This is a genomic window from Halorussus rarus (assembly GCF_003369835.1).
Lineage (GTDB): Archaea > Halobacteriota > Halobacteria > Halobacteriales > Haladaptataceae > Halorussus > Halorussus rarus.
Window position 1 is genome coordinate 341585 of sequence record NZ_QPMJ01000003.1, and the last position, 23354, is coordinate 364938.

General features: G+C 69.6%; 24 protein-coding genes, 1 tRNA gene and 1 other RNA gene. 13 read left to right on the forward strand and 13 right to left on the reverse strand.

All coding sequences use genetic code 11. The features are described 5' to 3' along the window. Window positions 1–2: 2 nt before the first annotated feature. Entirely contained in the window at window positions 3–968 is a 966-nt protein-coding gene (locus DVR07_RS17840; RefSeq protein WP_115798664.1) for an ABC transporter permease, read from the forward strand. A 3-nt stretch (window positions 969–971) separates the two neighbouring features. Next, window positions 972–1349: a DUF7268 family protein gene (locus DVR07_RS17845; RefSeq protein WP_240147611.1), complete on the forward strand. Its 378-nt coding sequence runs from the start codon at window positions 972–974 to the stop codon at window positions 1347–1349. 474 nt (window positions 1350–1823) lie between these two features. Here the strand turns inward: DVR07_RS17845 and DVR07_RS17850 are convergent, their stop codons facing one another. Both DVR07_RS17850 and DVR07_RS17855 read right to left on the reverse strand, forming a co-directional pair. Further along, a complete protein-coding gene (locus tag DVR07_RS17850; RefSeq protein WP_115798665.1) occupies window positions 1824–3131 on the reverse strand; it encodes a dihydroorotase in 1308 nt (435 codons plus the stop codon). Between the two features lie 564 nt (window positions 3132–3695). Next, a complete protein-coding gene (locus DVR07_RS17855) occupies window positions 3696–4400 on the reverse strand; it encodes a lipoate--protein ligase family protein (protein WP_115798666.1) in 705 nt (234 codons plus the stop codon). A 55-nt stretch (window positions 4401–4455) separates the two neighbouring features. On the opposite strand from DVR07_RS17855, the gene DVR07_RS17860 reads away from it, so the two are divergent. Then, the gene (locus DVR07_RS17860) at window positions 4456–5328 is read left to right on the forward strand and encodes a hypothetical protein (protein WP_115798667.1); all 873 of its coding nucleotides are present in this window, start codon (window positions 4456–4458) and stop codon (window positions 5326–5328) included. Window positions 5329–5343: 15 nt separating this feature from the next. Here DVR07_RS17860 and DVR07_RS17865 read toward each other — a convergent pair whose 3' ends face one another. After that, window positions 5344–5916: a cysteine hydrolase family protein gene (locus DVR07_RS17865; RefSeq protein WP_115798668.1), complete on the reverse strand. Its 573-nt coding sequence runs from the start codon at window positions 5914–5916 to the stop codon at window positions 5344–5346. 188 nt (window positions 5917–6104) lie between these two features. On the opposite strand from DVR07_RS17865, the gene DVR07_RS17870 reads away from it, so the two are divergent. Together DVR07_RS17870 and DVR07_RS17875 are read left to right on the forward strand one after the other, a co-directional pair. Then, a complete protein-coding gene (locus DVR07_RS17870; protein ID WP_115798669.1) occupies window positions 6105–7553 on the forward strand; it encodes an Hvo_1808 family surface protein in 1449 nt (482 codons plus the stop codon). Window positions 7554–7653: 100 nt separating this feature from the next. Then, entirely contained in the window at window positions 7654–8805 is a 1152-nt protein-coding gene (locus DVR07_RS17875; RefSeq protein ID WP_115798670.1) for a nicotinate phosphoribosyltransferase, read from the forward strand. Between the two features lie 43 nt (window positions 8806–8848). On the opposite strand, the gene DVR07_RS17880 is transcribed toward DVR07_RS17875, so the two are convergent. Continuing rightward, a complete protein-coding gene (locus tag DVR07_RS17880) occupies window positions 8849–9451 on the reverse strand; it encodes a TIGR00296 family protein (protein WP_115798671.1) in 603 nt (200 codons plus the stop codon). Window positions 9452–9677: 226 nt separating this feature from the next. Here DVR07_RS17880 and rnpB point away from each other — a divergent pair. Together rnpB and DVR07_RS17890 are read left to right on the forward strand one after the other, a co-directional pair. After that, an RNA gene (gene rnpB / locus DVR07_RS17885) (RNase P RNA component) lies at window positions 9678–10071 on the forward strand. 416 nt (window positions 10072–10487) lie between these two features. Continuing rightward, window positions 10488–13025, forward strand: coding sequence for a heavy metal translocating P-type ATPase (locus DVR07_RS17890; protein WP_115798672.1), 2538 nt, complete (start codon window positions 10488–10490; stop codon window positions 13023–13025). Between the two features lie 38 nt (window positions 13026–13063). On the opposite strand, the gene DVR07_RS17895 is transcribed toward DVR07_RS17890, so the two are convergent. Further along, the gene (locus DVR07_RS17895; RefSeq protein ID WP_115798673.1) at window positions 13064–14083 is read right to left on the reverse strand and encodes a histone deacetylase family protein; all 1020 of its coding nucleotides are present in this window, start codon (window positions 14081–14083) and stop codon (window positions 13064–13066) included. A 280-nt stretch (window positions 14084–14363) separates the two neighbouring features. Continuing rightward, a complete protein-coding gene (locus tag DVR07_RS17900) occupies window positions 14364–14795 on the reverse strand; it encodes a histone family protein (protein ID WP_115798674.1) in 432 nt (143 codons plus the stop codon). A 161-nt stretch (window positions 14796–14956) separates the two neighbouring features. Here DVR07_RS17900 and DVR07_RS17905 point away from each other — a divergent pair, with 161 nt between their 5' ends. Further along, a complete protein-coding gene (locus tag DVR07_RS17905) occupies window positions 14957–15184 on the forward strand; it encodes a hypothetical protein (RefSeq protein WP_205411000.1) in 228 nt (75 codons plus the stop codon). 21 nt (window positions 15185–15205) lie between these two features. Here the strand turns inward: DVR07_RS17905 and DVR07_RS17910 are convergent, their stop codons facing one another. Next, complete coding sequence (locus DVR07_RS17910) at window positions 15206–16672, reverse strand: single-stranded DNA binding protein (protein WP_115798676.1); 1467 nt, start codon at window positions 16670–16672, stop codon at window positions 15206–15208. Window positions 16673–17040: 368 nt separating this feature from the next. Then, window positions 17041–17265 carry a DUF7344 domain-containing protein gene (locus DVR07_RS22205; protein ID WP_193570246.1) on the reverse strand — a complete coding sequence of 75 codons (225 nt, stop codon included), beginning with the start codon at window positions 17263–17265 and terminating at the stop codon, window positions 17041–17043. A gap of 444 nt (window positions 17266–17709) precedes the next feature. Between DVR07_RS22205 and DVR07_RS17920 the strand changes: the two genes are divergently transcribed. Beyond that, window positions 17710–18510 (forward strand): TrmB family transcriptional regulator, encoded by an 801-nt coding sequence (locus DVR07_RS17920; protein WP_115798677.1) that lies wholly within the window; start codon window positions 17710–17712, stop codon window positions 18508–18510. After that, window positions 18507–18629, forward strand: coding sequence for a hypothetical protein (locus tag DVR07_RS22560; RefSeq protein ID WP_255457625.1), 123 nt, complete (start codon window positions 18507–18509; stop codon window positions 18627–18629). The genes DVR07_RS17920 and DVR07_RS22560 overlap by 4 nt, the downstream gene beginning before the upstream one ends. Window positions 18630–18707: 78 nt before the next feature. Here DVR07_RS22560 and DVR07_RS22210 read toward each other — a convergent pair whose 3' ends face one another. Further along, window positions 18708–18863: a hypothetical protein gene (locus tag DVR07_RS22210; RefSeq protein WP_165881770.1), complete on the reverse strand. Its 156-nt coding sequence runs from the start codon at window positions 18861–18863 to the stop codon at window positions 18708–18710. A 100-nt stretch (window positions 18864–18963) separates the two neighbouring features. Beyond that, complete coding sequence (locus DVR07_RS17925) at window positions 18964–19470, reverse strand: hypothetical protein (RefSeq protein WP_115798678.1); 507 nt, start codon at window positions 19468–19470, stop codon at window positions 18964–18966. Window positions 19471–19599: 129 nt separating this feature from the next. Here DVR07_RS17925 and DVR07_RS17930 point away from each other — a divergent pair. Continuing rightward, window positions 19600–19672 (forward strand) — tRNA-Arg (locus DVR07_RS17930). A 207-nt stretch (window positions 19673–19879) separates the two neighbouring features. Here DVR07_RS17930 and DVR07_RS21840 read toward each other — a convergent pair. Then, complete coding sequence (locus DVR07_RS21840; protein WP_162829622.1) at window positions 19880–20791, reverse strand: DMT family transporter; 912 nt, start codon at window positions 20789–20791, stop codon at window positions 19880–19882. A 90-nt stretch (window positions 20792–20881) separates the two neighbouring features. Between DVR07_RS21840 and DVR07_RS21845 the strand changes: the two genes are divergently transcribed. Then, window positions 20882–21499 carry a DUF309 domain-containing protein gene (locus tag DVR07_RS21845; RefSeq protein WP_162829623.1) on the forward strand — a complete coding sequence of 206 codons (618 nt, stop codon included), beginning with the start codon at window positions 20882–20884 and terminating at the stop codon, window positions 21497–21499. Between the two features lie 18 nt (window positions 21500–21517). Here DVR07_RS21845 and DVR07_RS17940 read toward each other — a convergent pair whose 3' ends face one another. Next, window positions 21518–21874, reverse strand: a complete 357-nt coding sequence (locus DVR07_RS17940; RefSeq protein WP_115798680.1) for a DUF7344 domain-containing protein — start codon at window positions 21872–21874, stop codon at window positions 21518–21520. Window positions 21875–22093: 219 nt separating this feature from the next. Here DVR07_RS17940 and DVR07_RS17945 point away from each other — a divergent pair, with 219 nt between their 5' ends. After that, window positions 22094–22372: a HalOD1 output domain-containing protein gene (locus tag DVR07_RS17945; RefSeq protein WP_115798681.1), complete on the forward strand. Its 279-nt coding sequence runs from the start codon at window positions 22094–22096 to the stop codon at window positions 22370–22372. A 185-nt stretch (window positions 22373–22557) separates the two neighbouring features. On the opposite strand, the gene azf is transcribed toward DVR07_RS17945, so the two are convergent. Continuing rightward, window positions 22558–23325 carry an NAD-dependent glucose-6-phosphate dehydrogenase Azf gene (gene azf / locus DVR07_RS17950; protein ID WP_115798682.1) on the reverse strand — a complete coding sequence of 256 codons (768 nt, stop codon included), beginning with the start codon at window positions 23323–23325 and terminating at the stop codon, window positions 22558–22560. Window positions 23326–23354 lie beyond the last annotated feature (29 nt).

Here is a 23354-nt window from a genome sequence, read left to right on the forward strand (position 1 = left end):
GCATGAGTACCCAGACCGACGTCGAAACCGAGGACGTGGGCCAGCGCGGCGCCGTCGAGCGGCTCCGCGCCTCCCCGTTCCTCTCCGAACTGCTGTCGAACCGCCTCGCCCTCGCGGGCCTCAGCATGATCTTCGCCATGGTGGCCATCGGGCTCTACGCCAGGCTGTTCATCGACCTCGCGACGGTCAGCCAGAGCCAGATCGGCACCAACCCCAACCTGGCGCCGCCGAGCTGGCTCGGCCAGAAGCCGACCCAGATGGTCACCGACTACGGCGCGTGGGCCTACCCGTTCGGGACCGACATCCAGTCGCGGGACATCTTCAGCCGGGTGCTCTACGGCGCGTGGCTCGCGCTGATGTACGGCACCATCACGGTCGGCGCCTCGACGGTGCTGGGCGTGGGGCTGGGCATCCTCGCGGCGTACTACGGCGACCTCACCGACAACGTCATCATGCGCACCATGGACGTGCTGCTAGCGTTCCCGAGCTTGCTGCTCGCGCTGGCGCTGGTCGCCATCTTCGGCGCCGGGCTCTGGAAGGCCGTCATCGCGCTGACGCTGGTCTACACTCCGCGGTTCGCCCGCGTCGTCCGCGGCGCCGCGCTGAAGGTGCTCGAGGACGAGTACATCGAGGCCACCGAGGCGCTCGGCGCCAAGGACCCCCGGGTCATCGTCCGGCACATCCTTCCGAACTGCCTCGCGCCCATCACCGTCCAGTCGACGCTCAACTTCGGGCTGGCCATCATCGACCTGGCGGCGCTGTCGTTCCTCGGCTTCGGCGCCGAGGCCGGCACCCCGTCGTGGGGGCTGATGCTGTCGAACGGCGTGAACCAGGGGCTGCTCACCGGCGACTGGTGGTGGTCGTTCTTCCCCGGCCTGTTCCTGGCCATCACGGTCCTGGGGTTCAACCTGCTCGGCGACGGGATGCGCGACGCGCTCGACCCCCGGATGCGCGAGACCGTCGACTGACCGATGGTCTCCGGCGACTCGGCGAACGGCGACGCCTCGGTCCTCCGCCAGCGCGCCCGCGAGGTCGGTCGCGCGACGCTGCTGGGCGCCGGCCTCGGCGCGTTCGGACTGGTGGTCCTGGTCGCCACGGGGGAACCGGTCGACGTCGCCAGCGAGACGGTGTTCGCGGTCGGGGCCCTGGTCTTCGGCTTCTCGCTGCTGGGCTGGTCGGGGACGGTGTTCGCCGGCCGCGGCATCGAGCACTTCCAGCGCCACGTCGGCGGCCGGTCGGACTGGTCGGCGGCCGACTCCCGGCAGGCCATGGCGGTTCTGGGCGGCGTGGGCGTCGGCGGGATGGTCGGCGCGAGCCTGGCGACGGTGGTCGTCGGCAGCCTGGCCTGACCCGGGCGGACGGTACGGACTCGTCCCGTCGGCCGTGACTTCTCCGCGCGCCACGTCGTCTGTCGGTGCTTCGCCGGCGGCGTCTCGACGTCACCACGCACAGCTACGCGGTCGTCCGTCGCGGTACGTCTCGCGCCGACGCGGTCCCGCAGGTCGGCGGTCGGTCGCTCGAAAAGTGACGACGGGAGAGGCCGAGCAAGCGTCCCCGTCGCAGGTTCCGTTGGCGGACGAGTACCCTTCTGGTTGGTAGTCGTTCGAGTGGCGGTGCGTCAGTCGGCGGGGGTTCGCCGACACACCTTGCTATGTCGGTTGTACACATAATGGAATCCTTACGGGCAACTATTTCCATTCCTGGTCTCGGAACAAGACGTTCGTACTGAAATACGTGCAAATAGGTGTTATTTCGAATAATCGCTTCCGCGATCGGCCGGCGGTTGTCATTCGTCGGCTTCCGCCGCGCGCCGTCGGTCGTCCTCACCCCCGGACGTTCGTCCCGACCGGGTCGCCGAACTCGCCGTCCGCGACTTCGCCGCCGTCCGTGCCCTCGCGCTCCCAGACCACGGTGCCCCGGACCATCGTCAGTTCGGGGAAGACCCCGCGCATCCCCTCGAACGGGGTCCACCCGCACTTCGAGTGGAGGTCCTCTCCGCGGATCTCCCGGGAGTCGTCGGGGTCGACCAGCACGAGGTCGGCCATCAGCCCCTCCTCGACCTTCCCGCGCCGAGTGAGGCCGAAGACGTCCGCCGGGTTGGCCGCGGTCAGGTCCCGGACGCGCTCGTAGCTCAGGTTGTCCTTCCGGGCCTCTTCGAGCAGCAGCGGGAGGGCGGTCTCGACGCCCGGCACGCCGCTCGGGGCGTCCCAGACGCTCGCGTCCTTCTCCTCGCGGGTGTGAGGCGCGTGGTCGGTCGCGACCACGTCGACGGTGCCGTCGGCGACGCGCTCGAAGAGGGCCGCCCGGCGCTCCTCGCTCCGGAGCGGCGGGTTCATCCGGCCGAAGGTGCCCAGCTCGTCGTAGTCCTCCCGCGAGAGGAAGAGGTGGTGGGGCGTGACCTCGCAGGTCGCGCCGCCATCTCCCGCGGCGTCGACGCCCTCGGGCGTGCTGGTGTGGGCGACGTGGACTCGCGCACCGGCCTCCTCGCCGATCTCGACCGCGCGCTCGACGGCGGCGACCTCGGCCTCGGCGGTCCGGTAGGCGCTCCAGGCGTCGTAGTCGTCGCCCGCTCGGTCCAGAGCGTCCTCGGAGAACAGGTCGGCGTCCTCGGCGTGGACCGTCACGACCCGGTAGGCGTCGGTCGCGCGCTCGACCGCCTCGCGGAACAGCTCCTCGTCGATGCCCATGTCGCCGGTCGAGTCCGCGAGGAACACCTCGCCGAGCGCGAGCACCGGCCGGTCGAACAGCTCGTCGGGGTCCCACTCCTCGGTCACGCCGCCGTTGATGCCGTAGTCGACGTACGAGTCGGCGGCCAGCTCGGCCTTCCGGTCGAACGATTCGCCGTCGACGGTCGGCGGCTCGGTGTTGGGCTGGTCGACGACCGTGGTCACGCCGCCGGCCGCGGCCGACCGGCTCCCGGTCTCCCAGGTCTCCTTGTGGTCGAAGCCGGGCTGGCGGAAGTGGACGTGGGCGTCGATCATCCCGGGCAGCAGGAGCTTGCCGGCGGCGTCGATGGTGTCGCCCGAGTGGGTCAGCGTCGACCCGACGCCCGAGATGCGGCCCGCGTCGGTGTCGACGCGCACGTCGACCTCGCGGCCGTCGGCGAGCGTCGCGTTCTGGATGGTGAGCATTCGTGGGCGGGTGGTTCGGGGGTGGGCGTCCTAAGGGTCCCGATTCGCCGACTAGGAGGTGTTGGATTGGTCGTGGTTCCCGAAGTCAACGGCGTCGTCGGCGTGAGAATCGGCAGACCCAGAACAGCCACCGGTGACGCTTCCTCGAAAGCCCCCGGTCGCTCGCCACCGGAAGACGGTCCTCGTCGCTGCGCTCCTCGGCTGCGACTTCCGAGGTCTCGTTCGCTACGCTCACGAGACGGTCGCTCAGCGACATATCCTCGGCTCGCTTCGCTCGCCGGAAGACGTTCCTGCTCACTCCGTTGCGCGGGCTGCGACTTCCGAGGTCACGCTCGCTCCGCTCGCGTGACCGCCTCGGATAGTGGTCGCTGAGGCGACTGAAGTGCACGCGAGCGACCGGCCCCTTTCAGTCCTGCCCGACGGTGGCTGTGAGGCCGAGCGCGTTCCGGTGGTTCGTGTCACCGGGCGCTTCCCTGTGGATTGTGTCGCCTGTCGCTTCCCGTGGTCTACGTCGTCGAGCGCGAGAATCGAGGTCGGCGGCCGGCAGTTGTCTCTGGAAAGTCGTCAGTCGGCGGCCTCGGGGTCAGGAAGGTCCGGAACCGAGACGACCTCGGGGTCGGCGTCGCCGACCAGCAGTTCCTCGACGGTCCGGGCGACCGTCTCGGGGTCGGTCTCGCCGCCCGCCGCGGCGAGGCTGCCGACCGACGCCGGATCGAAGGGGAGCTCGAGCGCGGTGTACACAGGGTCGAGAACGTCCGCGATCTCCTCGCGGTCGCGCACGACGACCACGCCCGAGACCAGCGCCGCGTTCTTCCGGACGCGCTGGGCGACCCCGACCAGCTTGCCCCCGCTCCGGAGCGAGTAGTCGCCCGGGCAGAAGCTCGCCTCGGGCTCGCCGCGCGAGGCCGGCACGCCGAGCCGCCAGAGCGCGCGCTGGACCGCCCGGGTCACCGACTCGTAGCGCTCGTCCATCCCGACGCGCATGTCCTCCAGGGGGACCACCTTCGCGAACGCGACCGTGTCGCCGGTGTAGGCGACCGCCCGGCCGCCGACCGACCGCTCGACCGGGGGAAAGTCGCAGGCTGCGGCGACCTTCTTCGCCACGTCGAAGTCGTCGGCCCGGGAGTCGCGCCGGCCGAACGCGAGCTGGCGGTGGGGCCGCCACGCCCGGACCGCCGCCTCCCCGTCCTCGGCCCCTCGTTCCAGCATTCCGGCGACGACGTCGCGGTCGGCCGCCCGACTCGCCGCCCGGCCCCGGAGTACGCGCATGGCGGGGCTTTCGCATCCGGAGTACCTAAACCCTCGCGTCTCCGAGACGCGGACGATGGTCACGGTCGGTGCCGAGGCGCTTTCGCGCTTCCCGCGGTTCTCGCTGTACAACTCGCCGTACCCCGCCCACGACGAGGGGTGTGCCGTGGACCTGTATCCTCACCGCGGGGACTGGCGAGAAGTCGGGGACGGGCCAGAAGCGAGGGAAACGGCCGCGCCCAGTCCCGTCGCCGGCGAGGTCGTCGCCACCCGGACCGTCTCGGCGCCGCCGAAGGACTACGCCGTCGAGCACGACCACCTCATCGTGGTCGACACGGGCGACCACCTCGCCCGTATCCTCCACGTCGACCCCGCCGTCGAATCCGGCGACGCGGTGGCGGTCGGCGACTCGCTCGGCGAGATGGTCCGGTCGGGCTTCTTCGCGCCGTGGGTCGACAACCATCTCCACCTCGGCTTCCGGCCGCGCGACGCGAACCCCTATCGGGCCTCGGGGTCGCTCCCCCTCGAACTCGACCCGACGCTCGACCTCGCGGGGGTCCCCTGGAACGGCCGGGGGACGGTCGTCTCGACCGGCGACACCTACGCGGTTCTCGACGCGCCCGACCACCCCGCGCCGGGCGAGCGGTTCGCGGGCATCGCTGCCGACACGGGGAGCAGCGGGATACTCGACGGCGGCCTGCCCCACTACGACGGCGGCGGGGTGCTCCGTGGAGACGACGGAGCGAAGACGGTCTCGCTCGCCGGACGACGAGTCGGCCTCGCCGACGGCCGGACCGTGACGTGGGACGACGTGACGGTGCGAGCCCATGGGACGCCGATTACCGGCCTCTCGCTGTTCTTCGCCCGCGAGGCGTTCGGCGCCAAACTCGTCTGTCCGGACGCGACGTTCGAGGTGGGCGAGCGCGTCGACGTGACAGTCACCCGGTGAGGGGTCTCCGCGACCCTACTCGAACGCGATTTCCTCCTTCGTCGTTAGTTCGCCGAACAGGAAGTCGGAGTGCTCGACCGCGTAGTCGCGGTGGTCCTCCTCGATGTAGCCCAGCGCGTCCTCCACGACGACCGGTCGGTAGTCCCGGAGCCCTGCGCTCCCTGCGGTGTGGAGCACGCAGACGTTCGCCAGCGTCCCGCAGAGCAACAGGTCGTCGACGCCGTGGGTGTCGAGGTACCCCTCCAGGTCGGTCCGGTAGAACGCGTCGTAGGTGTGCTTCTCGACCACGTGGTCGGTCTCGCGCACGTCGAGGTCCTCGTGAAGTTCGGCGTCCCACGACCCCTCGAGGACGTGCTCGCCCCACCGGTCGAACTCGTCGTAGTAGTGGCTGTCCTCGAACTGTCCCGGCGGGTGGACGTCGCGGGTGTAGACGACCGACGCGCCCGCCTCGCGCGCCCCGGCGACGACGTCTGTCACGTCGTCGATAGCGTCCTCGCTCGCGGGCGCGTAGAGGCTGCCGTCGGGGTGGCAGAAGCCGTTCTGCATGTCCACGACCACGACCGCCGTCGACTCCGGGTCGAAGCTCATGCGCGCCAGTAGTGGCTCCCGGCCGAAAACGCTTTCCGAGGCCCGGCGCGGGTCCGTGTCGCCGGGTCGGCCGGGACGCTGGATCAGTCCGAGGCTCCGGCGGCGTCGCGCCATCGGGACCGATGGATGTTTTCACCGGTCCATCAGGAGGTTTTTGTCGGCGCGGCCCCACGTTACGGCCACAGTAAATGCGCAGGTCAATCGCGATCGCGGTCGTTCTGATGCTCGTCGTCGCGGGCTGCTCGCAGGCCCCCGGCACGGGGACGGACGGTACGGCTGACGGGTCGGTCGAGCCCGCGGACCCCGCGTCCGACCGCCTCGGCTGGGAGGCGGGCTACTGGTACAACGAGTCCATCGACGTGAACCCCGCCGACGGGCTGAACGAGACCGAACTGAACGAGACGGTCTCGCGGGCGATGGCCCGGGTCGAGCGGGTCCGGAAGCTCGAGTTCGAGTCGCGGGTCCCGGTCGAGATCATGACCCGCGAGGAGTTCCGGGCCGAGCAGGCCAACGGGTCGGTGCCCGAGAAGCGGCGCCTGCTGGACAACGTGAAGTACGAGTCGCTGTTCATGATCAACGAGTCGACCGACTCCATCGCGGTCCAGAACAGCAACTCCGGGTCGTCGGTCGGCGGCTACTACAGCCCCCGCGAGGAGCGGATCGTCGTCATCTCGGAGAACACCTCCACCCCGCAGCTCGACGAGATCACCCTCTCCCAGGAGCTGTTCCACGCCCTCCAGGACCAGAAGTTCAACATCTCCGGCTACGACCAGTCGACGCGCGAGCTCCACAACGCCAAGGACGGCATCATCGAGGGCGACGGCAACTACGTCGACCACCTCTACTCCAAGCGGTGTCGCAACCGGTGGAACGGCGACTGCCTGACCCCCAGCGGCTCCGGCGGGGCGGGCGGCGGGCTGGCGAACATCGGCCCGTACCTCATCAAGTACCAGCCGTACAGCGACGGGCCGGCGTTCGTCCGCGGCGTCCGCAATCGGAGCGGCTGGACCGGGGTCAACGACGTGTACGCGAACCCGCCGGCCAGCACCGAGCAGGTCATCCACCCCGAGAAGTACGGCGAGGATGCCCCGGCCGAGTTCCGCGTCCGCGACCGGACCGGCGAGGGCTGGAGTCGACTCGAGCCGAAGGGACGGCCGAACTACGCGAGCGTCGGCGAGGCCGGCATCTTCGCGATGTTCATCTACCCGTACTACGACAGCCAGGGGCGGACCCAAATCGTTCCGGCCCAGCAGTTCTTCAACCGGAAGCCGGGCTCGGACCAGCTCCGGAGCTTCGACCCGCTGAACTACAACAGCACCTACTCGACCGGGTGGGACGGCGATAAGCTCGCGGTCTACACCAACGAGTCGGCCGGCGCCAACGAGACCGGCTACGTCTGGAAGACCGTCTGGGACTCCCGGCAGGACGCCCGGGAGTTCGTCGACGGCTACCGCCAGGTCCTCCGGTACAACGGCGCTCAGAAGGTCGACGGCCGCACCGGCACCTGGCGCATCGAGGGCAACGGATTCGCCGACGCCTTCTACGTCCAGCAGCGGGGCGACACGGTCGTGGTCGTGAACGCCCCCAGCGTCGCGGAGCTCTCGAACGTCCGGACGGGCGCTGCGCCCACCGAGTAACCGATTCAGCCGCGAGCAACCGCTCGCGGCGGCCGCCAAGCGGGACCTTTTTCGCCCGCGCGACGGTACGTCCGGCCATGAACGTCCAGAGGTGGAGGCGATGAGCGACGGGTTCGACGTGGTGTCCGAAGCGGCCATCCGCGACGGCACCGCGACCGACGCCTACTTCCTGCGGACCGAGGAGACGCTGGAGGCCGCCGACCGCAACCCCCGCGTCGTCGCCGAGGTGACCCGGGACCAGTTCCCGACCGGCGAGTTCGACCTGCTGGCCGGCGTGAAGGACGCCGCCCGTCTGCTGGAGGGGCTCCCCGTGGACGTCGACGCGATGCGCGAGGGCCAACTGTTCGACGGCGGGCCCGTCATGCGCATCGAGGGCGACTACCTCGACTTCGCGCGGTACGAGACCTCGCTGCTCGGCTTTCTCTCCCACCAGAGCGGCGTCGCCACCGCGGCGCTCGAAGCGCGGCGGGCCGCCCCGGAGTCGTCGGTTCTCAGCTTCGGCGCGCGCCACGTCCACCCCGCCATCGCGCCGATCATCGAGCGGGGCGCGCTGGTGGGCGGCCTCGACGGCTTCTCGCACGTCGCGGCCGGCGAGGTGCTGGGTCGGGAGGCCAGCGGGACGATGCCCCACGCGCTGGTCATCGCGTTCGGAGACCAGGAGACCGCGTGGGAGGCGTTCGACGACGCCGTGGACCCCGACGTCCCCCGCATCGCCATCTGTGACACCTACTCCGACGAGAAAGACGAGAGCATCCGGGCCGCCGAGGCGCTGGGCGACGCCCTCGACGGGGTCCGGCTCGACACCACCAGCTCCCGCCGGGGGAACTTCCGCCACATCGTCCGGGAGGTCCGGTGGGAGCTCGACGCCCGGGGGTACGAGGACGTCGACATCTTCGTCTCCGGCGGGCTCGGCCCCGCCGACCTCCGGGAGCTCCGGGACGTCGTCGACGGCTTCGGCGTCGGCGGGCACGTCAGCAACGCCGACCCGCTGGACTTCGCGCTCGACATCGTGGAGCTCGACGGCGACCCGGTCGCCAAGCGAGGCAAGCTCTCGGGCGAGAAGCAGGCGTTCCGGACGCCCGACGGCGGCCACCACGTCGGGCTCGCGGACCGCGCGGACCCCGAGGACGGCGAGCCGCTGCTGGAACCGTTAATCCGGGACGGCGAGATCGTCCGGGAGTTCGACGTCGACGAGGCGGCCGAGCGCGCGCTCGAAGACGCCGAGCTGGTCGGGTTCAGAGAGGAAGCGTAACAGGCGGGGTCGTCGGTCGCTCGAAGTACGGAAAATACGGCCGCTACAGTTCTTCGACGGTCCCTTCGGGTTCGCGCTCGCAGAAGACCTGGCCGTCGAACAGCGTCACCATCACGTCGTCGTCCTCCCAGGCGCCCTTCGGGAGGCCGGCCTTCCGGCAGGTCCGGTCGAGGTACTCGAAGACGCTCCACTCGTTCTCGATGGGGAGGGTCGGGTACATCCACGCGTGCGAGCCCCGGCCCTCGATGGCGACGCCGTGGGTGCCGAGCTCGATGTCCTCGACGGGGTCCTCGGAGAACTGGGTGTCGCGCACGACGCAGACCGAGATCTTCAGGTTCGGGAGCTCCGCCTCCTCCACCTCGGAGCCACACGAGGTGTCGCTGGCGGCGGTGATCGCCGAATCCACGATGAGGTGGCCGAGCTGGTCGGTGCCCTCGTAGGCACCGTCGCATCCCCGGAGGCGGCCGCGGCCGCGCGTCGACGAGAGCCGGACGAACACCCCGGTCCGGTTGTAGAACGCCTCGCGCATGCTGCCGGGCTGTTCGCGCTGCCCGTTGATGACGTAGGATTCGACGGACTCGCGTGCGAGTTCGACGGCCCGCGTGCCGTCCTCGTAGGAGAGAGTTACTGCCTGAGCCTGTGCCATACAGGAACCCCTTGGACCGGTAGCACCTTCAAGTCTTCCCTTCAATACTAAACGTAGAAACGTCCCACTACGTTTCATGTGGGGGAAATTGTCAAGGGGTAACGCCGGCCTGCAACCCGGGTAACGTCGGGGTAACGCCGCGTTTCCGGGGGTTCCCGACCGTTTCACCGAACTCCTTAAACCTGACCGGCCGCTAGTCACGGACGGCAGAGGGAGCCGAGTTCCCGCGAGGGCGCCGGCGCTCGCCGGCGTCCGCGTGAGGAAAGTCCCCCCACCGTCCAGGCGGGCGACCGGACGCAAGTCCGGAGCGGGAGACCGCTGGCTCTGGAACAGAAACGAGACCCCTCTCCCCGACCGATGAGGTGCGCGAACCCCGACCCAAGAAGGCTCACGCCGAGCAAAGGAACGGGGAGCTAACCCACCGAGGGATGCGTTCCGGCCTCGCCGGGACGCGACTCGACGGGAGAGAACGGATGGAACGGCGAAACCTCGCCGGTGCAAGTCCGCGCCGCGGCGCGCGGCGTCACGACGACGCCGCGGGCCGTCAAGGTAGCCCGGACGACGGCGCGGACGCTCAGCCGAATACTCGGACGAACAGAAGGGGGCTTACTCCCCTCAGCCGCTTTCCGTACGGCCAGCCGCCGGTGTCCTCTCAGTTCTCGTGCGCTACCCCAACGCGACGACCAGGAGCGCGAGCGCGGCGAGCACTTCCACGGCCAGAACCGTGACCGCGGCCCCGATCTTGAGGGCGCTCATCCCCAACCCCGATTCGATGGCGCTCATCACCTCCCATTTGGGAGGCTTTCACAATAAGTCGGACACACAGTTCGTCATTGTTCGCGCTTCCGACCGATGCGTAACGCAATGAACGCTCCTGAACTGTTCCGCGCTGGCGGAAATATGCGCTTAAATCGAGCTAAACGCGGAATTACGCGCCGGATTAACAATTCAGTGCCACTAGTTTGTTAATGAATCCTACTCGACCCCGGGTTCTTGACAGTGCAATTAATAACTCCTCGGTGACTATCGACGACTAATGACGAACGACGAGCGCGAGCGGACCGTCCGGCTCTCGGTGCCCGAGATGGACTGTCCGTCCTGCGCGGGGAAGGTGACCGCGAGCGTCGAGCGACTCGACGGCGTGCGCGACGTCGACCCGGCCCCGACGACCGGCACCCTCACCGTCACCTACGACGATGGGGCCGCCGACGCCGCGGCCGTCCGCGAGCGCGTGGAGGCCGCAGGCTACGCGGTCGAGGACGACGCGGGCGGCGCCGCCGAGCGCCGGCTCTCGGTGCCCGAGATGGACTGCCCCTCCTGCGCCGGCAAGGTCGAGAAGGCGCTCGACGGCGTCGAAGGCGTCGAGCGCGTCGAGACCCGCCCGGCGACCGGCGAGGTGCTGGTGTCCGGCGGCGCCGACGGCGAGCGCGTCGCGGCCGCCGTCGAAGGGGCGGGCTACGAGGTCGCGGACGCCGGCGACGACGCGAGCGACGCCGGACCGGGCGTGGCCGAGTCGAGCGAGGTCTGGACGAGTCCGCGCGCGCTCAAGACCTGGGCCGGGGGCGCGCTCATGGTGGTAGGGCTGGTGCTGGAGTTCCTGCTGACGAGCGCCGACGCGCTGCTGTTCTCGGCGCTCGGTCGGGAGTTCCACGCCTCGTCGGTCCTGCTCCTGCTGGCGGCCGGGATCGCCGGCCAGGAGATACTCCGGAACGGCTACTACTCGGCGAAGAACCTGAGCCTCGACATCGACCTGCTGATGGGCGCCGGAGTGGTCGCCGCGGTGGCGGTCGGCCTCTACTTCGAGGCCGCGACCCTCGCGGTGCTGTACAGCGTCGCGGAGCTGCTCGAACAGTTCTCGATGGACCGCGCCCGCGACTCGGTCCGGGAGCTGATGGACCTCTCGCCCGACACCGCGACGGTCAAGCGCGCCGACGGCGAGGGCGGGACGACCGAACAGACCGTCCCGGTCGAGGAGGTCGCGGTCGGCGAGACCGTCGCGGTCCGGCCCGGCGAGAAGATCCCGGTCGACGGCGAGGTGCTGACCGGGACGAGCGCGGTGAACCAGGCGCCCATCACGGGCGAGAGCGTCCCCGTCGACAAGTCGGCCGGCGACGAGGTGTACGCCGGCACCGTCAACGAGGAGGGGTACCTTGAGGTCGAGGCGACCGCCGAGGCCGACGAGACCACCCTCTCGCAGGTCGTCGAACTGGTCGGCGACGCCCAGCGCGACCGGACCGACAGCGAGCAGTTCATCGAGACGTTCGCGGCCTACTACACGCCGGTCATCGTGGTCGGCGCGCTGCTGACCGCCTTCGGACCGCCCCTGGTGCTCGACGCCCCCTTCCGGGAGTGGTTCGTCCGCGGGCTGACCCTGCTGGTGGTGGCCTGCCCCTGCGCGTTCGTCATCTCGACGCCCGTCTCGGTGGTCTCGGGCGTCACGAGCGCGGCCCGCAACGGCGTGCTCGTGAAGGGCGGGCCCCACCTCGAATCGATGGGCGGGGTCGAGGCCGTGGCGTTCGACAAGACCGGGACGCTGACCGCGGGCGAACTGGCCGTGACCGACGCGGTCCCGCTCAACGGCAACGACGAGGCCGACCTGCTGCGGTGCGCCCACGACCTCGAGCGCCGGAGCGAGCACCCCCTCGCCAAGGCCATCGTCGAGCACGCCCACGAGACGGGCGCGGCCCACCCCGACGACGATGACCACGACGACCGGCCCATCGAGAACTTCGAGAGCCTGACCGGCAAGGGCGTTCGCGCGGACCTCGGCGGCGTGACCCACTACGCCGGTAAACCCGCGCTGTTCGAGGAACTGGGCTTCGACCTGGACCACGTCCACCTCTCGACCGACGGAGGTAGATTCGTCGAGGGCACAGAATCCGTCTCGGAGGTCGCCGACAGCCGGTGCGAGGGCCGCGAGGACTGCCTCGACCTGCTCGCGGACGTGGTGCCCCGGTTCCAGCGCGAGGGCAAGACGGTTGTCCTGGTCGGCACCGAGGACGAACTGGAGGGCGTTCTGGCGGTCGCCGACGAGGTCCGCCCCGACGCGAAGAAGACGGTTGCCCGCCTGCGGGAGTTCGGTCTGGAGACGGTGATGCTCACCGGCGACAACGAGGGCACCGCCCGCGCGGTGGCCGAGGAGGTCGGCGTCGACGAGTTCCGGGCGGAACTCCTCCCCGAGGAGAAGGTCGAGGCGGTCGAGGAGCTGGCCGACCGCCACGGCTCGGTCGCGATGGTCGGCGACGGCGTCAACGACGCCCCCGCGCTGGCGGCCGCGACGGTCGGCGTGGCGATGGGCGCGGCCGGCACCGACACCGCCATCGAGACCGCCGACATCGCGCTACTGGGCGACGACCTCTCGAAGGTGCCGTACCTCTACCGGCTCTCCCGGAAGGCCAACGCGGTCATCCGCCAGAACATCTGGTCGAGCCTCGCCGTCAAGGCGGTGCTGGCGGTGGGCGCACCCCTCGGCCTCGTGTCGGTGGCGGTGGCCATCGTCGTCGGCGACATGGGGATGAGCCTCGGCGTGACCAGCAACGCGATGCGACTGGCGCGGGTCGAGCCCGAGGAGTAGGGCGCTCGCGAGGACCGGCTTTCTTCTGCGCGACGAGTCTATCCGTCGAGAATCGGGTGCGACTGGCGGAGCTCATCGATGAGCTCCCGGACGTCCTCGTCGGCCTCCTCGTCGGGCGTCAGCGGCCGCTTGCCGTCGAACGTCTCGTGGACCTCGGCCACGCTCTCGGCCAGCGTGTCGAGGCCGTAGCCGCCTTCGAGGACGAACCCGAGCGCCGCGTCGGTCTCGTCGGCGACGTCGCGGACCCGGTCGGCCAGCATGCCGTACCCCTCGGTCGAGACCCGCATCCGGGAGATGGGGTCGTGGCGGTGGGCGTCGAAGCCCGCGCTCACCAGCACCAGGTCGGGGTCGAACGCGCGGAACGCCGGCGCGACCAGGTCGTCGACGGCGTCGCGGTACTCGGGGTCGCCCGCGCCCGCGGGCAGCGGGAGGTTGAGGGTCGCGCCCTCGCCCTCCCCTTCGCCGGTCTCGTCGCTCTCGCCCGTCCCGGGGTAGAGGCCGTCTTCGTGGAACGAGGCGTAGAAGACGTCGCCGGCGTCGAAGAAGATGTCCTGGGTGCCGTTGCCGTGGTGGACGTCCCAGTCGAAGATGGCGACCCGGTCGGCGTCGACGTCGTCGGCCTCGACGACGCGGCGGGCCGCGACCGCGGCGTTGTTGAAGAAGCAGAAGCCCATCGCGTCGTCCTCGACCGCGTGGTGGCCCGGCGGTCGCCCGATGGCGAACGGCGTGTCGCGGCCGTCGTCGCCGTCGAGCGCGGCGCGGGCCGCCCACCGGGCCAGTCCGGCCGACCGGAGCGCGGCCTCCCACGTGGCTCGGACCGCCACGGTGTCGGGGTCCCAGTTGCCGCCGCCCGACTCGCAGAACTCCCGGAACTCCGCGACGTAGTCGGGGTCGTGGACCGCCTCCACGCTGGCCCGGTCGGCGGGCTCGGCGCCCACGTACTCGACGCCGTGCTTGCGCGCCAGCCCCTCCCTGATGGCCCGGAGCCGGTCGGGGTTCTCGGGGTGGCGCTCGCCCGTGTCGTGTGAGAGACAGTCCTCGCTGTAGCCGAAGTTCATAGTTAGGCGTCGGCCGTCCCCGACCACTCGGTAGTTGGTAGCACGTGTTCCATTCAAACGCAGCGGAATTTAACCGCTTCGCTCCGCCCGACCGTTCCGCCCGCGTCCGGACCGGACGCGTCCCGTCGGCGACGGGGCGGCGCCCTCGCGCGGACGGCCCGACCGACCTCATAGGGTCTGTCGTGATTCGTTACCGCCACGGCGATGCATATCGGCAGTGTCTGGCCGCGAACCGCCCGCAACTCGCAGTCGCTGCCGAAAATAGTCACGACAGTCCCTATCACCCGAACAGCTCGAAGTACGTCTCGATGTCCTCGGCCTTGACCGTCCGGCGGTCGGCGTGGCGCGCGAGGACGGCGGCCGCCTTCGCGACGTTGTCGGCGTAGTCCTCGAGGATGTCCGCCAGCGCGATGCGGGCGTCCATCGCCACCCGGTAGCTGTCGTCGATGTCGAGCCGCGCGATGCGGTCGACCGGCGCGACCGGGAGCTCGAGGCTGTCCTTGTCGACCACCTGCTCGACGCCGAAGTCCTGGCTCATCAGCGTCTTCCGGCCGTCCCGGGTGGCGCGCTCGGCGGCGTCGACCGCGAGTTCGGCCCCGTGGCGCTGGATGCGCCGGGCCAGCTCCTCGGCGGCGTCCGCGCTGACCCGGAGGTCTCCCGCGTTCCGTCTGATGATCGTGTCGACCGGAGCGAACGGCAGCTCGACGCTCATACCCAATTCCGGGAATCTCGCCTCCTTAGTTCTTTCCAAAGCTCGTTTCGGGCGGCCTGCGTCCGTTTCGGCGGGGTCGAGCGCGAGCGAGGTTCCGGCGGCACCGTTCCGTCCTCTGCTCGCCATCAGTCTGAAGAACCTCGCCGTGGTACGATGGTGGCGTGTCCGAAGACAATCCCCACGAGCGCGAGCGAGAGATGGCCGAGGAGAAGCGAGCGCCCGGCGAGGACCCCCAGGAGGCCGACGAGGATGCCGCCGAGGCCGAGCGGGCCCGCGAGGAGGAACTGGAGGACGAGACCCGCGTCGACGCCGACGAGGCCCGCGAGGACGCCGCGGGCGACCAGGAGAACGTCGACAACCACCGCGACGAGGAGCCCTTCGAGAGCTGAACTGCGTTCTCGAGTCGAGCGTCAGAACACGTCCTCGGCGTCGAGGGTGCCGTCGCTGAGTTCGCCCCGGGCGGTCACCTTCTGACCCAGGGTCACGTCGGCGCTCGACTCGACGCTGACCGTCTGCTCGCCGTCGTCGAGGATGATGGGGTCGCCGGCCTGCACGACGGTCCCCGTGAACTCGACGTGCTCGCCCTCACCGCCGCCTCCGTCACCGCCGGCGTCGCCACCGGCGTTCGCGGAGTCGGCGGTAGCGCCGGCCGAACCGGTACTTCCGGCCGTATCGCCGTCGCCGCCGAAGGCGTCGAGGCCCGTCTCGCCGCTGTCGCTCGCGGCGCTTCCGCCGTCGGCGTCGCCGCCGGCCGCGCCGGGCCCGGCCTCGCCGAGCACGGTCACGGTCGACTGCCAGCCCGCCGATCCCTCGATGTCGTCCTCCCAGCCGTCCTGGATCTCGATGTCGGCCAACTGGACCTCGTCGCCCGGAGCGATGTCCTTGTCCGCCTTCTCGCCCCAGAGCGCGACCCGGAGATCGCCGGTCTCGTCCTGCACGCGGATGTTGCGGACCTGGCCCTCCGAGCCGTCGTCGCGGTCGAAGGTGCGCTTGGGGTCAGCCGAGCGCACGACGCCGCCGACGTCGACCTCGTCGCCGATCTCCAGGTCGGCGATGTCGGCGGTCTCGGGCACGTATTCGACGTCCTCCTCGATCTCCTCGACGGCGCCGCGGTTGCCGACGTGGAGCTCCAGGCTGCCGTCGCGCTCCCGGACGTAGCCGTCGACCACCTCGACCGAGACGCCGGGGTCGAGTTCCTCGGCGCGGTCGGTGCGCTCGTCCCAGAGCGTGACGCGGATGCGGCCGGTCGGGTCGCCCAGCTTGAGGTTGGCGACCTTCCCCTCCGAGCCGTCGTCCCGGGAGAACGTCCGGACCGCGTCGGTGTCGAGCACCTTCCCGCGGAGGTTCACGTCCGAGAGGCCCAGCGAGAGGTCCTCGACCCGGTAGGTGTCCTGGACCTGCACGTCGATGTCGGTCTCGTCGTCGGGTTGGGCCTGGTCGACGTTGACCTCCACGCCGTTGTACCCCTCCTTGGGGCGGCCCGCGATGCGGAGGGTGTCGCCGACCTCGAGTTCGTCCTCGCCGGCGTCGGCCTGCTTGTCCCAGAACGTGATGCGTATCGAGCCGGTCTCGTCGGCCACCTCGACGTTGAGCACGCGGCCGTCCTCGCGGTCCTCGTCGTCGCGCTCGAACGTGCGCACGTCGCCGACGCCGACGACCTTCGCCACGAACTTGACCTCCTCCATGCCCGGTTCGATGTCCGCGACGCTCTCGACCTCGCCGCCCTCCTCGTCCAGCTCGTGGGCGATGAGCATCGCGGCCGTCTCCTCGTCGGCCAGCCCGCCCATCTGCTCGACCTTCTCCTCGACCGCCTCGCGGAACTCCTCCAGCGAGACGTCGGCGTCGAGGTCGGCGTAAACGTCCTCTATCGCGCCCATGGTGTTTCTCGACGACTGGTTGTGGTTGCTGGTGTATGTCTGTGTCGGTACGCCACGATGACCGGTTCTCGTCGCTCCATCCGGGATAAATGCTCGCGGCGTCGCGCCGGGCCGGCGGTCGTTCGTCCCGCCGGTTCCCGGCGACGACCCCTTACACGTTGGCGATGGACTCGCACCGACCGCGGACCTCGACCCCCGACGCTCCGCCTGCTCCAAACTGAGAACGCGGTACACGTTGGTCGCGAACGGACTCTCCGCGTCCACGGCGCCACAGGGACCCCGGACCTCGTCGTCGGTTGCGAAGTGATACGACCCGGATATCGCTTCCCGTGCTTGAATAGTAATCACCGCGTGCCTGCGTCGTGCCCCTATCGCTCCGCCAGGAACTGGACGAGGGTCTCCACTCGCTCGTCGGGACGGTACCGAACCGACCCCGACTGGGCGTCGTACCCGACCAGATCGTGGTCCGCCAGCTTCGGGAGGTGGACGTGGTGCAGCTCCGCTCTGGCCGTCTCCGTCGACGGCGCTTCCCCGGTCGCGTCTTCGACCTTCGCGCGGGCGAGCTTGCGGCTCAGTGCCTCGACCGACGCCACCTCCGTGTCGGCGGTGAGAACGCACGAAATTCGGTAATGCAGTTACTAAGCCGTATCGGTACCCCGACGAACACTCGTTGCGTACCAACTCTCCGCTCTCAGTCCGACCCGTGAGAAAAACTCCGTCCGCATCCTGCCCCCGAACGTGCCGCCGTTCGTAGTAGGAACCTGCCGCGGGGGGCAGGTTCGGCGCGCAGCGAGCGGTGGTTGGGACACGTTCTGCTGCGCGCCAGTTCAAGGTTTGGGGGGCCCCGCCTTTGTAGTTTGTGTGATAAAGTGAGTAAATGAACCGACATCGGTGACGGCGTATCGACGGCGACCCAGCCCCGGCCTCCTCGCCGGAGCTTCCGGCCGAGAATCCCGTATCGCGGAACAAGACAACGACTAAACGCCGCGAGGCCCTACCTCCGGTATCTCCGGGTCAGCCCCGGTGGTTGGGACACTATGGCTGAGACCGACAAACAAGCGGAGGCCGCTGGATTGCTCCAGCAACTCGGCCTCAAAGAATACGAAGCGAAGTGTTTCGTCGCACTGACGCAGGTACAGACGGCGACGGCCAAAGAGATCAGCGAGATCGCCGACGTTCCCCGGACGCGGGTGTACGACGCGATTCGCGTGCTGGAGGCGCAGGGGCTGGTCGAGATCCAGCACACCAACCCCCGCCAGTACCGGGGCGTCCCGCTCGAGGAGGCCGCCCAGACGCTCCGGCGCCAGTACGAATCGCGCATCGACGAACTTCAGGAGACGCTCGACGCCATCGAACCGGCCGAGACCGCCGACGAACCGGTGACCCACGAGGTGTGGTCGCTCTCGGGCAGCGACGGGATCACGAGTCGGACGCTCCAGTTGCTCGAGGACGCCGAGAACGAAGTCGTGTTCATCATCAGCGAGGAGTCGCTGATGACCGACGAGTTGGTCGAGGCGCTGTCCGGGTGCGCCGCCCGCGGCGTCGACATCCTCGTCGGCACGGTGACGCCGGGCCTTCAGGACGAACTGCGCGAACGTGTCCCCGACGCGGAGGTGTTCGTATCGGAACTCGAATGGCTCCACGCGAACGGCGAGGACCAGGTGGCCATCGGTCGGATGCTGCTGGTCGACCAGAACACGATCCTCCTGAGCTCGGTCGAGGAGTCGGGCGGCGGGGAGAAGGCCATCTTCGGCCGCGGCTTCCAGAACGGTCTCGTCGTCATCACGCGCCGACTGATGGCGACCGGGCTGCTGCCGCTCCGGGACCCCCGTCAGTGACGACGGACGGACCGTTCGAGCGTCCCCGCGGTGGCGGCCGGGTGGCCTTCACCGACGAGGACCGCCGCGTCACCGTGCTCAGCGGCTCGCAACTTCTGATTCGGACCGCGGAGAACTGACGCTTGCCCGTCGAAGCGCGCCGGCGGTCGACGACCGCGGTCGCCCGTGCGAACCGGGACCCGGCGGCTCCGGCCGCCCTACCGGTCGGCGGTCACCCCCGGATCGTCCTCGCCGTCCAGTTCGAGGTACTGGAGGGCCTGGCGGATGTGGAAGTTCTTCTCGTCGCCGTCCTCTGTCTCCAGCGCGGCCTCCAGTTCGCGTATCGCCGTCTCCTGGTCCCGGCGCTCTGCCATATTCGAGACAATCTGCTCCCGTATTAATAGGTTTAACTCATCTCCGGGTGACGACACGTCGCCGCGAACGGCGCGCGTACGGCCGACTCGCCGGTCTCCGTCAGGACTCCGCGGTCGCGACCGTCGTCGACTCGTCCATCGCGTCGTGGACGACCGTCACGGTCGCGGGCAGTCCGCCGTCGAACGCGAACGTGGCTTCGTAGGCTATCCGGGCGATGCACTCGGCGCACGCGTTGGCTCCGTCCGACTGCACCGCCGCGACTGTCACCTCGAGCGTACCGGTCTCGGGGTCGTAGCTCGCGTCGGCCAGCTCCGCGGTGTGGCACGGGTCCGACGCGCGGAGCGTCCCGGTGACGACGACCGAGTCGCTCCCGGCGGCGAACTCCACGCTGGCGTCGTTGCCCGGCGTCCCGCACCCCGCGTCGGTGACCTCCAGCCCGGTGTCGGTCAGCGTCGACTCCCCGTCTCCGGTCGTCGTTCCGCCGTCGGTCGTTCCGTCTTCGGGTTGCCCGGTTCCCCCGCCGGGCCGGTTCCCGCCGAGGCAGCCGCCGAGCGAAGCGCCGGCGAGGACCGCTCCGAACCGGGCGAGCAGTTCGCGTCGTTCCATGCGACGAGCCACGGACTCCTATTTCAAAGTACCTGCGGATGGAAAAATATCTGTTTGAGTCTGCGCACCACTGCCACCCCGCCGCCAGACCGTAACCCCTATTAGTAGAACCGGCCAACGTAGAGTCGAGTCCTGGTAGGGTAGTGGACTATCCTCTTGGCTTGCGGAGCCAGGGACCGGAGTTCAAATCTCCGTCAGGACGCTCATTCCTCGCGACCGCTTCGCTTCGCTCAGCAGTCGCATCGTCATTCGCGTCCTGGCGTGCTTCACGCTCGCTTCGCTCGCGTGAAACTCCGTCAGGACGCTTCTACCCAGCCCAACGACGACGAGCGAAGCGAGGAGTCCATGTGCACCTTGCTCTCTCGACCGGGAGACGAGCAGACGAATCGCGCGCGGACCGACAGCCCCGTCACCCGGCCGCGCCCCGTATCCGGGCCAGCTCCTGCCGGACCGCCCGGCGGTTCACCAGCAGGAATCCCGCCAGGATGCAGCCGAACCCCAGGAGCGACAGCGCGGCCAGCCGCTCGTCGAGGTACCACCAGCCGACGACCGCGGCCACGGGCGGGACGCCGTAGTTGACGAGGTTGACCGCGAACGGGCCGCTGCGCTCCAGCAGCGTGAAGTAGATGCCGTAGCCGAGCGCGCTCCCGCCGACCCCGAGGTACGCGACGGCGACCAGCGTCGGTACCGCCCTCGGGAGCGCGACGGGCTCGCCGGCGACGAGGCTCGCCGCGTGGAGCAGCACCGCCCCGAGCGCCATCGACCAGCCGGTCAGCGAGAGGCTGTCGACGTTCCCGTCGAAGCGCCGGACCAGGACGCTGCCCGAGGAGAGGGCCAGCACCGCGCAGAAGACGAGCGCCGCGCCGAGGGCGTCGCCGCCGGCGTTCGACGGACTCGGACGGGCGACCAGACCGACGCCGAGCAGGCCCAGCCCCACGCCCGCGACGCTGCGGGCGTCGAGTCCGTCCGTGTCGAGCAGGAGCGCGGCGAACACCGCCGTCATCACCGGGTTCAGGCTGTAGACGACCGCCGCGACCGCCCCGGAGGTGTAGACCTGCCCGACGAACAGGAAGAAGACGTTCGCGAACACCAGCAGCGTGCCGCCAGCGAGAACGCCGAGCGCCGCCGGACGGCCGCGCGGGAGCGAGAGCCGACCCAGCGCGGCCAGCCCGCCCAGCGCGACCGCCGCGCCCAGGTCGAAGCGGTAGGCCGCGAACAGCAGCGGGTCGAGCGTCTCGAGGCCGACCTCGATGGCGGTGAAACCGCCGCCCCACAGCAGGGCCAGCGCGGCGAACAGCGCGGCGTCGCGGTACCTGGTCACAGGTGGAGTTGCGTCGGCGACGGCTTGAGGCTGTCCGTCCGCGGGCGGAGCCCGAAACCCCCTTGCCGGCGAGCCCCGTACCACTCGCCGATGGACAACCACCTCCGGGCCGGCGTCGCCGTCTACAACGACGGCGAGTACCACGCGGCCCACGACGCGTGGGAGGACCACTGGCTCGACCTGGACGCGGGGACCGACGACGAGCGGTTCCTCCACGGGCTCATCCAGTTCACGGCCGCGGTCCACCACGCCAGCGGCGCGAACTGGCCGGGGGTCCGGGGGCTCGCCGAGAGCGCAGCCGAGTACCTCGACGACGTGCCGGCCGACTACCGCGGCGTGAACGTCGGCGAGGTCCGTGCGTACCTCCGGGCCGTCGCTGCCGACCCCGAGCACGTCGAACGGGTCGCGCCGCCCGACCTGACCCACGAGGGCGTCGCGCTCCGCCCCGAGGACCTGCGCTTCGAGGCGGCCGCCGGCGCGGCGGAAGTACTGGCCGAGGAGCACGGCTACGACGAGGAGATCCTCGAGAAGGCGGTCGCGTACGCCCGCGACGATCTCGACGCCGACCGCGCCACCAGCCAGTTCGTCACGTTCGTGATGGACTTCGCGCGCGACGAGGCGAACCGGGCCATCGTCTTCCGGCGACTCCGGGACGCGGTCGGCAAGCGCGACCACGAGGAGGAGGACGTGGCCGGGCTGTTCGACTGACCTTCGCCGGACCGCCGATCAGTCCTCGACGAACCGGCAGACCTGCAGGAGCATCTGGAGCACCTGCGAGCGGTCGACGAGGCGGACGTCCTGGCTCCGCTCGTCGTAGTCGACGATGCCGTAGTCGCGCAACCGGGGCAGGTGCTCGTGGTGGAGCGTCGCGCGCATCCGGTCGCACTCCTCCTCGGAAACCTCCGACGGCTCGCGGTCGGCGGTCTGCGCGGCCACCTGTCGGGCGAGCTCGTCGACGGTGGTCACCGGATCGTCGCTCAGGCGGTACAGCAGGTACCGGCGACGCTCGTCGCCCAGGGTGCGAAGGTAGCGGTCGAGTCGCGAAACGCCTCCGTCCTCCCGCAGTCGGTCACCCCCTTTCATTATCTCTGTCCTCGAGCTCACTAAGCGTCAGACAACTCTGTGTATTATAACACGACGGCCCTACCTAAGTATGGCGATATGTTTCAAAATTTTCAAGATACAACGAGCGGTGTTGAATTATTATATAAAACATATTTGAGCGTTCATTTTTATCGTTCGTCGGATGTTGTTCGGCGCTACGTATTTTATACCCCCCTCGGTAGCTTCACGGAGACGAAGATGATATCGGCACAACGACGGCCGCTCGGGCCATCGCTGACGTCGCTGCTCGTCGAGGAGATCGCGAACCACAAGGGCGTCGATCCGGACGACCCCGGGTTCTGCCTCTACGAGGACACCGACCCCGAGGCGCTCGAACTCCTGCTGGAGGGGACCGAGGGCCCGATGACCACGCGATTCCGGATCGCCGGTGTCGACGTGACCGTCGAGAAGACCGACGCGGGGGACATCAGCGTCGACGTCGAGTCCGCGGTCCAGCAGCGACCGACCTCGGACTGAGGTCGTCGCCGCTCCGACGGGGGTATCGAAGCGGGACTCGGCGGGAAAGAGGCGGAAGCGGGTGGACGGACGGCAGAGGGCTCAACAGGGGAACGGAGCGCGAACCGCCGCCGCCGGCAACTCGTCACGTCGGCGATATATGCTTTCTGTTCCGGTCGATTCGGTCAGTCGCGCGTCCGACGCCGTCAGTTCCCCGCGGGGCACTCGGCGTCCGCGAACTCCGCGGAGTTGTCCTGGGGGTCGTAGCCCAGCACCTCCTTCGCGCGCTCGATGGAGTAGTACTTCCGGTCGTTGTCCGAGATGCCGTAGACGACCTCGAAGCCGTAGTCGGCCCGGATACACCTGTCGAAGAGGTGGGCGCAGTCGCGGTGGGAGAGCCACATCGCCTGGCCGCGCTCGTAGTCGCGCGGCGGGTGGTTCCGGGTGAGGTTGCCGATGCGGACGCAGACGACGCTCAGGCCGTACTCGTCGTGGTAGTACCGCCCCAGGATCTCGCCGGTCGCCTTGCTGACGCCGTAGAGGTTGCCCGGCCGGGGGAACTCGTCGCCGTCGAGCCGGAACTCGTCGTCGGTCCGGTACATGTCGGGCGTGCGCTCGTCGGTCTCGTAGGCGCCGACCGCGTGGTTCGACGAGGCGAACGCGACCTTCTCGACGCCCTCGTCGACCGCCGCCTCCAGCACGTTCCGGGTGCCGTCGATGTTGTTGGTCAGGACGCTGTTCCACGGGGCCTCCGGCCGGGGATCGCCCGCGAGGTGCACGACCGCGCCGACGTCCGCCATCGCGTCCCGGACCGCCTCCTCGTCGGTGATGTCGGCGACGACGAACTCGTGGTCGGTGTCGCGGGTCGGCGGGTCCCGGTCGAGCAGCCGCCACTCGTACTCCCCCGACAGCTCCGAGAGGATGGCCTGCCCGACGCGGCCCTCCGCGCCCGTAAGCAGGACTGGGTCGTCCATTCAACTGAAGGGAGGGAAGCGGGTGATAA

Excerpts from the sequence above, each read along its gene's own strand:
- DVR07_RS17840 (WP_115798664.1), top strand. The coding sequence starts at position 3 with ATGAGTACCCAGACCGACGTCGAAACCGAGGACGTGGGCCAGCGCGGC.
- DVR07_RS17845 (WP_240147611.1), top strand. The coding sequence starts at position 972 with ATGGTCTCCGGCGACTCGGCGAACGGCGACGCCTCGGTCCTCCGCCAG.
- DVR07_RS17850 (WP_115798665.1), bottom strand. The coding sequence starts at position 3,131 with ATGCTCACCATCCAGAACGCGACGCTCGCCGACGGCCGCGAGGTCGAC.
- DVR07_RS17855 (WP_115798666.1), bottom strand. The coding sequence starts at position 4,400 with ATGCGCGTACTCCGGGGCCGGGCGGCGAGTCGGGCGGCCGACCGCGAC.
- DVR07_RS17860 (WP_115798667.1), top strand. The coding sequence starts at position 4,456 with ATGGTCACGGTCGGTGCCGAGGCGCTTTCGCGCTTCCCGCGGTTCTCG.
- DVR07_RS17865 (WP_115798668.1), bottom strand. The coding sequence starts at position 5,916 with ATGAGCTTCGACCCGGAGTCGACGGCGGTCGTGGTCGTGGACATGCAG.
- DVR07_RS17870 (WP_115798669.1), top strand. The coding sequence starts at position 6,105 with ATGCGCAGGTCAATCGCGATCGCGGTCGTTCTGATGCTCGTCGTCGCG.
- DVR07_RS17875 (WP_115798670.1), top strand. The coding sequence starts at position 7,654 with ATGAGCGACGGGTTCGACGTGGTGTCCGAAGCGGCCATCCGCGACGGC.
- DVR07_RS17880 (WP_115798671.1), bottom strand. The coding sequence starts at position 9,451 with ATGGCACAGGCTCAGGCAGTAACTCTCTCCTACGAGGACGGCACGCGG.
- DVR07_RS17890 (WP_115798672.1), top strand. The coding sequence starts at position 10,488 with ATGACGAACGACGAGCGCGAGCGGACCGTCCGGCTCTCGGTGCCCGAG.
- DVR07_RS17895 (WP_115798673.1), bottom strand. The coding sequence starts at position 14,083 with ATGAACTTCGGCTACAGCGAGGACTGTCTCTCACACGACACGGGCGAG.
- DVR07_RS17900 (WP_115798674.1), bottom strand. The coding sequence starts at position 14,795 with ATGAGCGTCGAGCTGCCGTTCGCTCCGGTCGACACGATCATCAGACGG.
- DVR07_RS17910 (WP_115798676.1), bottom strand. The coding sequence starts at position 16,672 with ATGGGCGCGATAGAGGACGTTTACGCCGACCTCGACGCCGACGTCTCG.
- DVR07_RS17920 (WP_115798677.1), top strand. The coding sequence starts at position 17,710 with ATGGCTGAGACCGACAAACAAGCGGAGGCCGCTGGATTGCTCCAGCAA.
- DVR07_RS22210 (WP_165881770.1), bottom strand. The coding sequence starts at position 18,863 with ATGGCAGAGCGCCGGGACCAGGAGACGGCGATACGCGAACTGGAGGCC.
- DVR07_RS17925 (WP_115798678.1), bottom strand. The coding sequence starts at position 19,470 with ATGGAACGACGCGAACTGCTCGCCCGGTTCGGAGCGGTCCTCGCCGGC.
- DVR07_RS21845 (WP_162829623.1), top strand. The coding sequence starts at position 20,882 with ATGGACAACCACCTCCGGGCCGGCGTCGCCGTCTACAACGACGGCGAG.
- DVR07_RS17940 (WP_115798680.1), bottom strand. The coding sequence starts at position 21,874 with ATGAAAGGGGGTGACCGACTGCGGGAGGACGGAGGCGTTTCGCGACTC.
- DVR07_RS17945 (WP_115798681.1), top strand. The coding sequence starts at position 22,094 with ATGATATCGGCACAACGACGGCCGCTCGGGCCATCGCTGACGTCGCTG.
- azf (WP_115798682.1), bottom strand. The coding sequence starts at position 23,325 with ATGGACGACCCAGTCCTGCTTACGGGCGCGGAGGGCCGCGTCGGGCAG.